Consider the following 14,143-nt stretch of genomic DNA (forward strand, 5'->3'; position numbering starts at 1 on the left):
CCCGCGCCCCGGAACGCCCCGGCCGGATCATCCGCCCGGGGCGTTCGCGGCCCCGGGGCGGTCTCACCCCTCGCCGGCGAAGACCACCTGGTAGCCGCTGGCGCGCAACGCGCTGATCAGGGTGTCCGAGTGCTCCACCCCGCGGGTCTCGACCGAGAGTTCCACCTCGACCTCACCGAGCCGCAGGTGCGGGTTGGCACGCTGGTGCGCCACGTCGACCACGTTGGCCCGGTGCTCGGCGATCTCGCCGAGCAGCGAGGCGAGCTGGCCGGGCCGGTCGGTGCAGCGCACCGTGACGCGCAGGAACCGCCCGGCCGCCGCCAGGCCGTGCTCGATCACCCGGAGCATCAGCAGCGGATCGATGTTGCCGCCGGAGAGCACCGCCACCGCCGGCGTGGTCACCTCCACGACGCCCGCCATCAGCGCCGCCACGCCGACCGCGCCGGCCGGCTCCACCACCTGCTTGCCGCGCTCCAGCAGCATCAGCAACGCCCGGGAGATGTCCTCCTCGGACACCGTGACCACGTCGTCGACCAGTTTGCGGACGTGGGTGAACGTCAGCTCGCCGGGACGGCCGACGGCGATGCCGTCGGCGATCGTGGCGAAGGAGGGCAGCCGGACCGGCTCACCGGCCCGCAGCGAGGGCGGAAAGGCGGCGGCGCTCGCCGCCTGCACCCCGATCACCCGGACGTCGGGGTTCAGCGCCTTGGCCGCCACCGCCATTCCGGAGACGAGGCCGCCACCACCGACTCCGGTCACGATGGTGCGCACGTCCGGGCACTGTTCGAGGATCTCCAGCGCCACCGTGCCCTGACCGGCGATGACGTCCGGGTGGTCGAACGGGTGGATGAACACCGCGCCGGTGCGCTCCGCGAAGGTCTGCGCCGCGATCAGCGACTCGTCCACGGTGTTGCCGACCAGTTCGATCCGGGCGCCGTACCCCTTGGTCGCGGCGACCTTCGGCAGCGGCGCGTTCACCGGCATGAAGACCGTGGCGCGCGCGCCGACCAGGCCGGCGGCGAGCGCCACCCCCTGGGCGTGGTTGCCGGCGCTCGCCGCGACCACGCCGCGGGCCCGCTCCTCGGCGGAGAGCCGGGAGATCCGCACGTACGCGCCGCGCACCTTGTAGGACCCGGCGCGCTGCACGTTCTCGCACTTGAGCCAGACCGGCCCGCCGAGCGCGGCGCTGAGCGGACGGGAGGGCTCCAGCGGGGTGGTGCGGGTGACGCCGGCGAGCAGTTCCCGCGCGGCTTGTACGTCGGCGAGGCCGACCATCTCCGTCATGCCCCGATCGTGCCACCCGCCCCCGGCGGGAGCTGCGCCGACGTCGCCGCCGGCCCTCCGGTCCCATCCCCGCCGGACCCCGGCGCGGGACCGGCGGCCCCGGACACGGGAACGGCGGACGCGGGAACGGCGGACACGGGAACGGCGGACACGGGGGCACCGGGCGCGGGCCAACCGGACTGCGTCGGCCAGCCGGGGTGGGCGGCGGGCCAGCCGGGGTGGGCAGGCCACGCGGGCGCGGCCCGGGCGATGCGGTCCTGCTGGGCGGCGGAGATCCGGCGGACCAGCACGACGAACGACACCCCGGCGACCAGGCAGGCCACCGCCGGCACCAGCCGCGGCGCCAACGCCCCGGCGTAGAAGTCGACGTAGGTGCCGAACTCCTCGTCGTTGCGCGGCCACTCGGTCAGCCGCTCGTACCGCCCCTGCTCCATCTGCGCGACCACCCGCTCCCCGATCGAGAAGACCAGCCAGGCCGACCACCAGAGCACGACGAGCCACGGCGTACGACGGCGCCACAGGCTGAGCCGGGCCACCTCGGCCACCACCCGGGCCGGCACGACGAAGTTGGCGAACGGCACCAGCCAACCGGCGATCGCCCAGGCGCTGCTCTGGGCCGGCGCGACGCCGCCGAACGCGTCCAGGTTCCGCCGCACCCGCCAGGTCCAGATCACCACGAGCGTCGCGGCCACCAGGAGCGCCACCACGAACGGCAGGGTGAACAGGACCTCGGCCAGCACCGCGCCGAGCAGCACGTCCCGGTCGAGCTGCTCGGCGGCGGACCGGGCCAGACGGACGCCGACCAGCGGGAAGAGCGCGGAGAGCGTGAACAGCACGGCGGTCGCGCCGACCGCGACGCTGGCGGCCAGCCCCAGGCCCCGGACGGCGTACGTGGGCACGCCGGGCAGCACCGGGGGCTGACCGTTGCGGGTGCCGCAACGCTGGCACTCGTCGAAGGCGGCAGAGGTGGCGTCGCCACAGGTCTGGCAGTGCATCGGGGACCGTCCGAGGGTGCGCACGAAGGGGGTGCGCACAATTTAGCCGATCATGCGGTGCCGGGTGATCCCGTTCCGACCCGGGGATAGCCGGGAGCGTGCCGGTTCCACGGCGCCTGCATCTCGAACTGGCCGGCCACCCCGAGCAGCAGCAGCTCGGAGCCGGGCGGGCCGACGAACTGCACAGCGACCGGCAGTCCGTCCGGGCGGCGACCCACCGGCACGACTATCGACGGCAGGCCGGCGATGTTCCACGGTGCGGCGTAGGGGGCGTACCGGATGTTCGTCCGCATGTTCGCCAACCAGGACCGGCCGGACCAACCGGCGGCCTCCGGCGGCGTCCCGGCCAGCGCCGGGGTGAGCAGCAGGTCGATCGAGCGCTCGTCGAAGAAGTGCACCGACCGCTCCCGCCAGGCGGTCCGGTCGGCCTCCCGGACGTACCCGCGGCGCTGCGCCCACTCGCCGAGTGCGGCGTGCCGGCGGCTGCGCCGCTGGAGCCGGCGCGGCGCCACGCCGGCGGCGCGCACCTCGGTGGCGGCGGCCGCGAACCAGGTGGCGATGCCCTGCAGGCCGAGCCGGGTCGGATAGACCGGGTCGGCTCCGACGGTGTCGTGCCCGGCGGCGGCGAGCAGCCGGCCGGCGGCGGCGACCGCGTCACGGTTCGCCGCGTCCGGGGAGATGCCGCGCACCGGGGAGCGCAGCGACACGCCCACCCGCAGCCGGGACGGTGGGACCAGCTTGTCCGGCCGGCGCCCGGCCAGCACCGAGAAGCCGACCACCGCGTCGGCCACCGTGCCGGTCAACATGCCGTGCTCGGTGAGGCCGAACCAGTCGTCCGCGCCGAGTTGGCAGGGCACCACGCCGCGGCCGGGCTTGAGCCCGACCAGGCCGCAGCAGGCCGCCGGGATGCGGATCGAACCGAGGCCGTCGTTGCCGTGGGCCATCGGCACCATCCCGGCGGCCACCGCGGCGGCGGCGCCGCCGGAGGAGCCGCCGGGGGTACGCGTCGGGTCCCACGGGTTACGGGTCACCGCGGTGTCGTCGTCGGTGAGCGCCCACAGGCCCAGCTCCGGCATCCGGGTCACGCCGAGGATCACCGCGCCCGCGCCGCGCAGCCGGCGGACCACCTCGTGGTCGGCCTCCGCCACACCGGTACGCATCGCGGCCGACCCGTTCCAGGTGGGCAGGCCGGCCACCGGCGTGTTCTCCTTGACCGCCACCGGCACCCCGGCCAGCGGCAGGTCGGCCAGTTCCTCCTGCTCGTCGACCTTCTCGGCCTCGGTGATCGCCTCGCCGCCACGTACCGTGCGGAACGCGGCCAGCTCGGCGTCGACCCGGGACACGTGGTCGAGGTGGTCGGCCACCACCTGGGTCGCGGAGACGTCGCCGCGGCGTACCGCGCGGGCGATCTGTTTGGCGGTCGCCCCGACCCAGGTCGTCGGCAAGATGTCCGGCACTGCCACCCTCCGTCGTCCAGCGGTCAGCCCAGGGCCTGCTCCAGATCGGCGAGCAGGTCGTCGACCGTCTCGATGCCGACAGACAGTCGCACGAGATCACCGGGAACTTCAAGCGGCGAGCCGGCGGCGCTCGCATGTGTCATCCGTCCCGGGTGCTCGATCAGGGACTCGACGCCGCCGAGCGACTCGGCGAGCACGAACAGCCGGGCCCGGTTGCAGATCTCGACGGCGTGTTCCTCGCCGCCCGCCGCGCGGAACGAGATCATGCCGCCGAAGCGGCGCATCTGCTTGGCCGCCACCTCGTGCCCGGGGTGCGCGGGCAGGCCCGGGTAGATGACCTGGGCGACCTTCGCGTTGCCGTCCAGATAGGCGGCGATCCGCTCGGCGTTGTCGCAGTGCCGGTCCATCCGTACTCCGAGGGTCTTGAGACCGCGCAGGGTGAGCCAGGCGTCGAACGGGCCGTTCACCGCGCCCATCGCGTTCTGGTGGTAGCGCAGCTCCTCACCGAGCGTGCGATCGGCGGCGACCAGCGCGCCGCCGACCACGTCGGAGTGTCCGCCGACGTACTTGGTGGTGGAGTGCACCACCACGTCCGCGCCGAACGCGATCGGCTGTTGCAGGTAGGGCGAGGCGAACGTGTTGTCGACCACCAGCAGCGCGCCGGCGTCGTGCGCCACGGCGGCCAGCGCGGCGATGTCGGCGATGCCGAGCAGCGGGTTCGTCGGCGTCTCCACCCACACGATCCGGGTGGTGCCGGGCCGGATCGCGGCGCGGACCGCGTCCGGGTCGGAGACCTTCGCCGGGGTGTAGTCGAGGCCCCAGCGCTCGGCCACCTTCGCGAACAACCGGTAGGTGCCGCCGTACGCGTCGTCCGGGATCACCACGTGGTCGCCCGGCTTGCAGACGGTCCGCAGCAGCGTGTCCTCGGCGGCGAGACCGCTGGCGAAGGCGAGCCCCACCGGGCCGCCCTCCAGCGCGGCCAGGCACTCCTGCAGGGCGTCCCGGGTGGGGTTGCCGGAGCGGCTGTACTCGTAGCCCTCGCGCGGCGCGCCGACGGCGTCCTGCGCGTAGGTGCTGGTCTGGTAGATCGGGGGGATCACCGCGCCGGTGCGGGCCTCGGGGTCCTGGCCGGCGTGGATGGCGAGCGTCTCGAAGCCGTGACTCATGCCGCAGACGTTAGTCGGCCGGCCTGTCGGGGTGCGGGCAGCCCGAGGAGATGGACGGGCTGTCGGCCTACTCGGTCAGTTTGGGATGCCCTGTCCCCGCCGACACGATCCACACGATGCGCTTGTCCGGATCGGGGCAGTACCAGATTCGCCCACCCGCCGTGACCTCGTACTGCCACTGCTGAAGCAACTGTCCGCCGACCTGGCGACTGGCCAGGCTGCCTCGCAGGCGGTGCTGCCGGGCAGGGTTCTCCGGCTGAGTAGGCCGCTCGGTAAGCATCACCCATGCCTCCCAGGTGTTGGACCGAGCCGATTGACAAAGGTGATCCCAGCCCTTGGCTGCCTCCGAGGAGGCGAAACGCGCCTCCCAGCCTCCCGGACGCGCCGGTGGCGCGACTCGGTCGCCTCGCTTGGCGGCCATCGGTCACGCCTCCGTCGGGCCGAGCACCGGCCCGTGATCGTCCGACACCGGCTCGGTCAGCTCACGGACGAGGGACGGATCCGCGTAGACGGCTGCGGTAGCTCGCCACTCCCGAATCGTCTGGGCCAGCAGGGACCAGTGGCCCAGGTCGGCCGAGATCCGCGCCCCGGTCACGAAGTCGTCGACGAACTGCGGCAGGTCGCTCTCAGGAAGAAGGCGGATCCACGGAAACTCTTCCGCGAGCACCTCGATCGCCACGTCGACCGGCAGATGCGCAAGGGCGTTTCGCAGCGCCCGTGCCGCAGCCATCGCGCCCTCCCCGCCTGCCACAGCCCGGTCCTCCCTGGTCAGGAGGAGGGCTGCCCCGTCCCGTCGGCGCACCCTGACGTCACCGGAATCGGCCAGCGCCGCGACGCTCTTGGGGTCACGTTGCAGCTCGCTCCACTGGACTTCCCTGGTAGCAGTCATCACGTAATTCTGAACTTTCTCAGAAGTAACTGCAAGTCGGCCCGACTTGCCGAGCCGATCAACACCTACCCGATGCGCCTCGGTCGTCCGGGCCTAACCTGAGTGGATGAGCGGGTGCGTGTTCTGCGGCATCATCGCCAACGGTGTGCCTTCCTTCACGGTGACCGACGAGCCGGACGGGGTGGCGTTCCTCGACACCCGGCCGGTGTTCAAGGGCCACGTGCTGGTGGTGCCCCGGTCGCACGTGGAGACGCTTGCCGCCCTGCCCGCCGACGCGCTGCCCGGCTACTTCCGGCTGGTTCAGCGGATCGCGGTGGCCGTGCAGTCCGGTCTGGGGGCCGGTGGGACGTTCGTGGCGATGAACAACACGGTGTCCCAGTCCGTCCCGCACCTGCACACCCACGTGGTGCCCCGGACCAAGGGCGACGGGCTGCGCGGCTTCTTCTGGCCCCGCACCCGCTACGCCGACGACGCCGAGGCCACCGACTACGCGCAACGGATCTCGGCCGCGCTGGCCTGAGCGCGGGACGGGCGGGTAAGGAACCGGGGACCGGCGCTGTTGCACACGCTGGGAAAGCCACGAGAGGAGTCCCACCGTGTTCCTCCGCCGCATGAAGGCCGAGATGATCTCTCCTGACCAGGCCCTGCCGGGCCGCCCGCTCGCCATGCCGGTCGCTGACCGGCACGAGGTGCTGCCGTCGACGCTGAAGGGCCCCTTCCCCGAGGGCGCGCAGGTCGCCGTCTTCGGCATGGGCTGCTTCTGGGGCGCCGAGCGCCTGTTCTGGACCCTCCCCGGCGTGATCACCACGTCGGCCGGTTACGCGGGCGGTTTCACCACCAACCCGACGTACGAGGAGGTCTGCTCCGGCATGACCGGGCACGCCGAGGTGGTCCAGGTGGTCTACGACCCGTCGAAGATCGCCTACGAGGACCTGCTCAAGGTCTTCTGGGAGAACCACGACCCGACCCAGGGCATGCGCCAGGGCAACGACGTGGGCACCCAGTACCGCTCGGCGATCTACACCACCACCGACGAGCAGCGCGCCGCCGCCGAGGCGTCCCGGGAGGCGTTCGCGCCGATCGTGGCGCGGGCCGGCAAGGGCGAGATCACCACGCAGATCGCCCCGCTGGGCGACTACTACTTCGCCGAGGACTACCACCAGCAGTACCTGGCCCCGACGAGGAACCCGAACGGCTACTGCAACCACGGCCCGAACGGGCTGAGCTGCCCGGTCGGGGTGGCCCGGACGGCCGGCTGACCTCCGGGTGCGACTACCGGGCCTGCGGTGTTCGTCACACCGCGGGCCCGGCGCGTTTCCGGCATCCGGGCACCGTCAGGCAGGAACCGGAGGCGTGACGGGCGACCACCCTCGGTGACGGGGCACTGTAGCAAGCTGTCACACGTTCGTCATCGTCTCAACAGGCGAACTGCAACAAGCTCTGGCAGCATTGGCTCGTATGTGCGGACTTGCGGGAGAGTTCCGCCGTGACGGTTCACGGGCCGATGTCTCGGCCGTGGAGCGGATGGCGGCCACGATGAGTGACCGAGGGCCCGACGACAGCGGCGTGTGGTCGCAGGGCCCGACCGCGCTGGGACACCGGCGCCTCAAGATCATCGACTTGTCGGCCGCGAGCGGCCAACCGATCGTCGATGCCGCCACCGGCCTCACCGGGGTCTTCAACGGCTGCATCTACAACTACCGCGAGCTGCGCGCCGAGTTGCAGGCCAAGGGCCACCGCTTCTTCTCCTCCGGCGACAGCGAGGTCGTGGTCAAGGCGTACGCCGAGTGGGGCCTCGACTTCGTCGACCACCTGATCGGCATGTTCGCCGTGGCGATCAGCGAGCGGGACACCGGCCGCCTGGTGCTGGCCCGGGACCGCCTCGGCATCAAGCCGCTCTATCTGGCCGAGAGCCCCGGCGTGGTGCGCTTCGCCTCCACCCTGCCGGCGCTGCTGGCCGGCGGTGGCGTGGACACCACCATCGACCGGGTGGCGCTCGCCCACTATCTGAGCTTCCACAGCATCGTGCCGCCGCCGCGGACCATCCTGCGCGGCGTCGCCAAGCTGCCGCCCGCCACGGTCCGGGTGTACGAGGCGGACGGCACCAGCCGCGAGCGGGTCTACTGGGACCCGACGTTCGGCCGCGCCGACGAGCGGGCCGGCTGGTCCGAGCGGGACTGGCAGGACGCGCTGCTCGACTCGCTGACCACCGCGGTGCGCCGCCGGATGGTGGCCGACGTGCCGGTGGGCGTGCTGCTCTCCGGCGGCCTCGACTCCAGCCTAGTGGTCGCGCTGCTGGCCGGCGAGGGGCAGGGCCGCTCCGGCCTGGGCACGTTCTCCATCGGCTTCGACGCGGTGGGCGGCCGGGAGGGCGACGAGTTCGTCTACTCCGACCTGGTGGCGAAGACGTTCGGCACGGACCACCACCAGATCCGGGTGCCCACCGGCGACCTGCTGCCGCCGCTGGAGGCCGCCGTCGCCGCCATGAGCGAGCCGATGGTCAGCCACGACTGCGTGGCGTTCTGGCTGCTCAGCCAGGAGGTCGCCCGGCACGTGAAGGTGGTCCAGTCCGGCCAGGGCGCGGACGAGATCCTGGGCGGCTACCACTGGTACCCGCCGCTGGCCGGCGTGGACCGGGAGCAGGCGCTCCAGACGTACGCCAAGGCGTTCTTCGACCGCGACGCGGCCGGCCTGGCCCGGGTGCTCAACCCCGACTGGCTGGCCGACGGCGACCCGGCGCGCGAGTTCGTGGCCGCGCACCTGGGCCGACCGGGCGCGCAGACCGCTGTCGACGCCGGCCTGCGGATCGACACCCAGGTCATGCTCACCGACGACCCGGTGAAGCGGGTCGACAACATGACCATGGCGCACGGCCTGGAGGCTCGGGTGCCGTTCCTCGACCACGAGTTCGTCGAGCTGGCCGCGAGCTGCCCGCCCGAGCTCAAGCTGGCCCAGGGCGGCAAGGGCGTGCTCAAGGAGATCGGCCGCCGGGTGCTGCCGCACGAGGTCATCGACCGGCCCAAGGGCTACTTCCCGGTGCCCGGCCTCACCCACCTGGAGGGCAAGCTCCTCGACCGGGTACGCGACGCGCTCAGCGCCCCGGAGGCGCGCCGCCGCGACCTGTTCCGCGGCGACTACGTCGACGCGCTGCTCGCCGACCCGAACGCCGAACTGACCCCGTTGAACGGAAACAAGCTGTGGCAACTGGGACTCCTGGAAATGTGGCTCCAGAGCCACGGAATCGACTGACCGTGACCGACACCCTCGCCACCGGCACGGCCCGCACCGACCGGGAACGGGTGCTGGGACGGCGCCGGGAACGCACCGGCCCGGGCGGCGACCCGATCGCGCCGGGCGCCCCGGAGCCGCGCCGCCCGGACCCCGAGCCCGCCGACGCCTCGGGCGTCGTGCTGGACTGCGGCTGGGGCCGGCTGGTCTTCGGCCAGACCTTCGCCGACCAGGTGCACGTGGCCGACGTGCTGCGCTCCGAGGCGAACGGCGCCCGGGACATCTGCATCTACCTGCGCGACCCGCACGTGCTGGTCTCCCGGCTGCCGGACGAGCTGTTCATCGACCCGTCGCTGACCTACCGGCTGCCGCTGGGTGAGCGGCGGCCGGCCGCCACCGAGGGCGGTGAGGTTCCCGGGCTGACCATCCGGGCGCTGCGCGACGCCGACGACGCGGACGCGGTGAACCGGATCTACGCCCGCAACGGCATGGTCACCGCCCCGGTCGAGGTGCTGGTGGACAACGCCGGCACCGAGCGGTTCCTGCACCTGCTCGCCGAGGACGCGACCGGCGAGGTGGTGGGCACCATCACCGGCGTGGACCACGTCGCGGTCTTCGACGACCCGGAGAACGGCGCCAGCCTCTGGTGCCTCACGGTGGACTTCAACACCGCCCCGCCCGGCACGGGCCAGGCTCTGCTCACCGCGCTCGCCGACCGGCTCGACTCCCGCGGCCGGGCGTACGTCGACCTGTCCGTGCTGGCTGAGAACTCGGGCGCGATCCGGCTCTACGAGCGGCTCGGCTTCCACCGCACCGGCACGCTCTGCGTCAAGCGGAAGAACCCGATCAACGAGCGGCTCTTCCTGCCCGCCATGCCCGACGGGTACGACGAGCTGAACCCGTACGCGAAGATCGTCGCGGACGAGGCGATGCGGCGCGGCATCCGGGTGGAGGTCACCGACCCGCACTGGGGTGAGCTGAGGCTGAGCAGCGGCGGCCGGACCATCCACACCCGCGAGTCGCTGTCCGAGCTGACCTCGGCCGTGGCGATGAGCCGCTGCGACGACAAGCGGGTCACCCGACGCATCCTCACCGAGGCGGGGCTGTCCGTGCCGCGCGGGCGCACCGCCACCGGCGAACCCGACGACCTGGCGTTCCTGACCGACGTGGGCCCGGTGGTGGTCAAGCCGGCGCGGGGCGAGCAGGGCAACGGCATCACCGTGGGCGTGCGGACGCCGGAGGCGTTGACGGCCGCCGTCGAGCTGGCCCGCCGGTTCTGCCCGGACGTGCTGATCGAGGAGTTGCGCGCGGGCGAGGACCTGCGGGTCGTGGTGATCGACCACGAGGTGGTGGCCGCCGCGGTCCGCCGGCCGGCACAGATCACCGGTGACGGGGTACACGACGTCACCGAGCTGATCGGGCGGCAGAGCCGCCGCCGCGCCGCCGCCACCGGCGGCGAGTCCCGGATCCCGATCGACGCCATGACCCGCGAGGTGGTGGCAGAGGCCGGCTTCCAGATGCACGACGTGCTCCCGGAGGGGCAGGTGCTGGCGGTCCGGCGGACGGCCAACCTGCACACCGGTGGCACCATCCACGACGTGACCGCCGAGCTGCACCCGGCGATCGCCGAGGCGTGTGTGACGGCCAGCCGGGCGCTGGACATCCCGGTCACCGGGCTGGACCTGCTGGTGCCCGCCCCGGACGCGCCGGAGCACGTGTTCATCGAGGCCAACGAACGGCCGGGGTTGGCCAACCACGAGCCGCAACCGACCGCCGAACGGTTCGTCGATCTCCTCTTCCCGGGCACGCGGGCACCGCAGCGACTCTGGTCGCCGGCCGGTGCGGCAGGCTCTGGGGCATGACCGCACGCAAACCCGAACCGCTCAAGCTCGACCTCGAATACCTGCGCCAGGTGCTGGTGGAACTGCTGGAGATCCCCAGCCCGTCCGGGCGTACCGACCACATCCAGCAGTACGTGGGCGAACGGCTCTCCGCGCTCGGGATCAGCTCCACGCTGACCCGGCGCGGGGCGCTGAGCGCCTGCCTGCCCGGACCCCGGTCGACCGGGGCGGACCGGGCCGTCGTGGTGCACACCGACACCATCGGCGGCCTGGTGAAGCGGCTCAAGGAGAACGGCCGGCTGGAGATCAACCCGATCGGCACGCACAGCGCCCGCTTCGTCGAGGGCGCCCACGTGCGGATTTTCACCGACGACCTGGACCGGGTGGTCACCGGCCAGATACTGCCGCTGAAGGCGAGCGGACACCGCTACAACGAGGCGGTCGACCTGCAGGGCGTCGGCTGGGAGCTGGTCGAGGTCCGGGTCGACGAGCCGGTGCAGGACGAGGCCGGCCTGCGGGCGCTCGGCATCGACGCCGGCGACTTCGTCGCGCTGCTGCCGAACCCGTCCATCACGTCCAGCGGCTACGTCAAGTCCCGGCACCTGGACGACAAGGCCGGCGTCGCCGCGGTGCTGACCGCGTTCAAGGCCATGGTCGACGCCGGTGTCACCCCGGCGGTCACCGCGCACCTGCTGGTCACCGTCACCGAGGAGATCGGCCACGGCGCCAGCCACGGGCTGGACCCGGACGTGGCGGAGATCGTCTCGGTGGACGCGGCGGTGGTCGCGCCCGGCCAGCAGTCCCGGGAGAACGCGGCCACGCTGGCCATGGGCGACGGCGTCGGGCCGTTCGACTACCACCTGACCCGCAACCTGGCCTCGATCGCTAAGGAGCACGGCGTCGACCTGGTCCGGGACGTGTTCGACTACTACCGCTCGGACGCGGCGTCGGCGGTCGAGGCCGGGGCGCACGCCCGGGTGGCGCTGCTCGGCTTCGGCGTGGACGCCACCCACGGCCACGAGCGCACCCACCTGGACGGCCTGCACCAGCTCACCCAGCTGCTCTGCCTCTACCTTCAGAGCCCGCTGGTCTTTCCCGAGTGGGACGCCGAGCCGGAGGGCGACCTGGCCGACTTCCCGTCGCTGGCGGTGCAGCCCGCGCACACCGACGGCCCCCGCGAGGGACCGATCGGCCTGGGCTGAGCGTCACCCGGCCGGCCCGCTGCCCGCTGCCCGGGGGCCGGCCGGTCCTGGGCGCGCCGTGCGCGGCTCGCGTTCGACGACGCGCGATCGCCTTGATGCCGCGCATCATCGGGGGCGCCGACGCAGAGCCGGTTCGCGGGCCTGTCGAGCTGATGTCGGAATCGACTCACGCGCCGTCGCCGGCGGGCGGCAGATGCCCGGCGGGCCGAGGGCCGGACCCGAGCCGGGGTCCGGTCGCAAGTCGGGTCCGGCCATGAGCCGGACCCGGCCGTGAGTCGTTCGTGCTCTCAGCTCGAAAGGCGGCGCGAACCCCCGTGCGGACCGGGGCGCGGTCACGGGCTTCCCAACCCTGTGATCGAAATCCGTTGCCGAGGCCGCCGGGAAGTGGATAGCGTGGCGGTACACGGGAAAGGAGGTGGTCCAGACTTGTATAGCAATCGGACTCGTGAGGTGGCTGTCCGCTAGCCGCTGTCCTCGACAGTGAAGAACGATCGTCGAGACCGTGTGGCAGCGGTGCGGCGAAACCACGACAGCCACCCGACCCCCGGGGTGCCGGCCCAGTCCAGCCGGCCCGCGCGCGAGCGCGGAAGCCCCGGGGGTCGCTTCATGTCGGGCGGGAGAAAACCTTGTCCATGCGTGAGCTGGTGGTGCTGGGGACGGCCAGCCAGGCCCCGACCCGCCGGCGCAACCACAACGGCTACCTGCTGCGCTGGGACGACGAGGTGATCCTCTTCGACCCCGGCGAGGGCAGCCAGCGCCAGATGCTGCACACCGGTGTCACCGCCACCGACCTGACCCGGATCTGCGTCACCCACTTCCACGGCGACCACTGCCTCGGGCTGCCCGGCATGATCCAGCGGCTCTCCCTCGACCGGGTGCCGCGCCCGGTGGCGGTGCACTTCCCCGCCGGCGGCGCCGAATACTTCGCCCGGCTGCGCCACGCGGCCAGCTTCCGCGAGACCGCCGAGCTGACCGTCGAGCCGATCGACGCCGACGGGCAGCGGATCACGCTGGGCATCGGCACGCTGGAGGCCCGCCGGCTGCGCCACCCCGTCGAGACGTACGGCTACCGCCTGGTCGAGCCGGACGGCTGCCGGCTGCTGCCGGAGCGGCTGTCCGCGTACCGCATCGCCGGGCCGGCGGTGGGGCGGCTGCTCCGCGAGGGGCACCTGGACCTCGACGGGCGTCGTGTCACCCGCGACGAGGTGAGCGTCGTGCGGCCCGGGCAGCGGTTCGCGTTCGTGATGGACACCGGCCTCTGCGACGGGGTGTACGCGCTGGCCGAGCACGCCGACCTGCTGGTCATCGAGTCGACGTTCCTGGCGTCGGAGGCCGCGCTCGCCGCCGAGGCCGGCCACCTCACCGCCGGCCAGGCGGCGCGGGTGGCGGCCGAGTCGGGGGTACGCACGCTGGTGCTCACCCACTTCTCCCAGCGGTACGCCGACCCGCTCCGGTTTCACGACGAGGCCCGGGAACACTTCGCCGGGGAACTGGTGATCGCCGAGGACCTCCAGACGGTGCCGATGCCGGCCCGGCGGGTACCGTCGCCGGAGTGACCGTCTCCCTACGCCCCGCGACCGACGCCGACCTGATGGCGGTCGGCGCCCTGCACCAGCGGTCCCGGGTGGCGGCGTACTCGTCGTTCCTGCCGCCGGAGGCGCTGGCCGAGCCCACCGAAGAGGCGATGGGCCGCTACTGGGTGGAGCGGTTGACCTGGGAGGCCGCCGACCATCGGATGACCGTGGCCGAGCGCGGCGGTCGGCTGGTGGGCTTCAGCTACCTGGGGCCGGACGACGCGGGTGACTCGGCGACCGGCCTGCTCAGCGCCATCCATCTGGAGCCGGACGAGCGACGCCGGGGCACCGGCCGGGCGCTGATGACAGACGCGCTGGAGGCGATGCGGGCCCGTGGCTGGAGCCGGGCCGCGCTCTGGGTGCTGCACGACAACGCCCCCGCGCGCCGCTTCTACGAGCGCGGCGGCTGGCAGGCCACCGGCCTGCGCAGCACCGACCGCATCGGCCCCGTCCTCGTTCACCAGCTCCGCTACGCGCGTGAGGTGTGAGGAGGGGCCCCCTTACACC

General features: G+C 72.9%; 13 protein-coding genes. 7 read left to right on the plus strand and 6 right to left on the minus strand.

The features are described from left to right. Positions 1-63: 63 nt before the first annotated feature. The 6 genes from ilvA to AB0H28_RS08800 form a co-directional block, all read right to left on the minus strand. The gene (ilvA, locus tag AB0H28_RS08775) at positions 64-1,284 is read right to left on the minus strand and encodes a threonine ammonia-lyase (protein ID WP_358036123.1); all 1,221 of its coding nucleotides are present in this window, start codon (positions 1,282-1,284) and stop codon (positions 64-66) included. After that, the gene (locus AB0H28_RS08780) at positions 1,281-2,279 is read right to left on the minus strand and encodes a DUF4328 domain-containing protein (protein WP_358036125.1); all 999 of its coding nucleotides are present in this window, start codon (positions 2,277-2,279) and stop codon (positions 1,281-1,283) included. Before AB0H28_RS08780 ends, ilvA begins: the two co-directional genes overlap by 4 nt. A 50-nt stretch (positions 2,280-2,329) precedes the next feature. Then, a complete protein-coding gene (locus AB0H28_RS08785; RefSeq protein ID WP_358036127.1) occupies positions 2,330-3,742 on the minus strand; it encodes an amidase family protein in 1,413 nt (470 codons plus the stop codon). A 17-nt stretch (positions 3,743-3,759) separates the two neighbouring features. Beyond that, positions 3,760-4,902, minus strand: a complete 1,143-nt coding sequence (locus AB0H28_RS08790; RefSeq protein WP_358036129.1) for a cystathionine gamma-synthase — start codon at positions 4,900-4,902, stop codon at positions 3,760-3,762. Positions 4,903-4,969: 67 nt separating this feature from the next. Continuing rightward, the gene (locus tag AB0H28_RS08795; RefSeq protein WP_358036131.1) at positions 4,970-5,185 is read right to left on the minus strand and encodes a hypothetical protein; all 216 of its coding nucleotides are present in this window, start codon (positions 5,183-5,185) and stop codon (positions 4,970-4,972) included. A 141-nt stretch (positions 5,186-5,326) separates the two neighbouring features. Then, entirely contained in the window at positions 5,327-5,791 is a 465-nt protein-coding gene (locus tag AB0H28_RS08800) for a hypothetical protein (RefSeq protein ID WP_358036132.1), read from the minus strand. 106 nt (positions 5,792-5,897) lie between these two features. Between AB0H28_RS08800 and AB0H28_RS08805 the strand changes: the two genes are divergently transcribed. The 7 genes from AB0H28_RS08805 to AB0H28_RS08835 all read left to right on the plus strand — a co-directional run bounded on the left by AB0H28_RS08805 (position 5,898) and on the right by AB0H28_RS08835 (position 14,124). Beyond that, positions 5,898-6,311 carry an HIT family protein gene (locus AB0H28_RS08805; protein WP_358036134.1) on the plus strand — a complete coding sequence of 138 codons (414 nt, stop codon included), beginning with the start codon at positions 5,898-5,900 and terminating at the stop codon, positions 6,309-6,311. Between the two features lie 76 nt (positions 6,312-6,387). Further along, positions 6,388-7,050, plus strand: coding sequence for a peptide-methionine (S)-S-oxide reductase MsrA (gene msrA / locus AB0H28_RS08810; RefSeq protein WP_358036136.1), 663 nt, complete (start codon positions 6,388-6,390; stop codon positions 7,048-7,050). Positions 7,051-7,249: 199 nt separating this feature from the next. After that, positions 7,250-9,040 carry an N-acetylglutaminylglutamine amidotransferase gene (locus tag AB0H28_RS08815; protein WP_358036138.1) on the plus strand — a complete coding sequence of 597 codons (1,791 nt, stop codon included), beginning with the start codon at positions 7,250-7,252 and terminating at the stop codon, positions 9,038-9,040. Between the two features lie 2 nt (positions 9,041-9,042). Beyond that, entirely contained in the window at positions 9,043-10,881 is a 1,839-nt protein-coding gene (ngg, locus tag AB0H28_RS08820) for an N-acetylglutaminylglutamine synthetase (protein ID WP_358036140.1), read from the plus strand. Then, a complete protein-coding gene (locus tag AB0H28_RS08825; protein ID WP_358036142.1) occupies positions 10,878-12,062 on the plus strand; it encodes an osmoprotectant NAGGN system M42 family peptidase in 1,185 nt (394 codons plus the stop codon). The genes ngg and AB0H28_RS08825 overlap by 4 nt, the downstream gene beginning before the upstream one ends. A gap of 626 nt (positions 12,063-12,688) precedes the next feature. Next, positions 12,689-13,618, plus strand: a complete 930-nt coding sequence (locus tag AB0H28_RS08830) for a ribonuclease Z (protein ID WP_358036144.1) — start codon at positions 12,689-12,691, stop codon at positions 13,616-13,618. Continuing rightward, positions 13,615-14,124, plus strand: a complete 510-nt coding sequence (locus AB0H28_RS08835; RefSeq protein WP_358036146.1) for a GNAT family N-acetyltransferase — start codon at positions 13,615-13,617, stop codon at positions 14,122-14,124. The genes AB0H28_RS08830 and AB0H28_RS08835 overlap by 4 nt, the downstream gene beginning before the upstream one ends. Positions 14,125-14,143 lie beyond the last annotated feature (19 nt).

This window comes from Micromonospora sp. NPDC050980 (assembly GCF_040653835.1).
Classification (GTDB): domain Bacteria; phylum Actinomycetota; class Actinomycetes; order Mycobacteriales; family Micromonosporaceae; genus Micromonospora.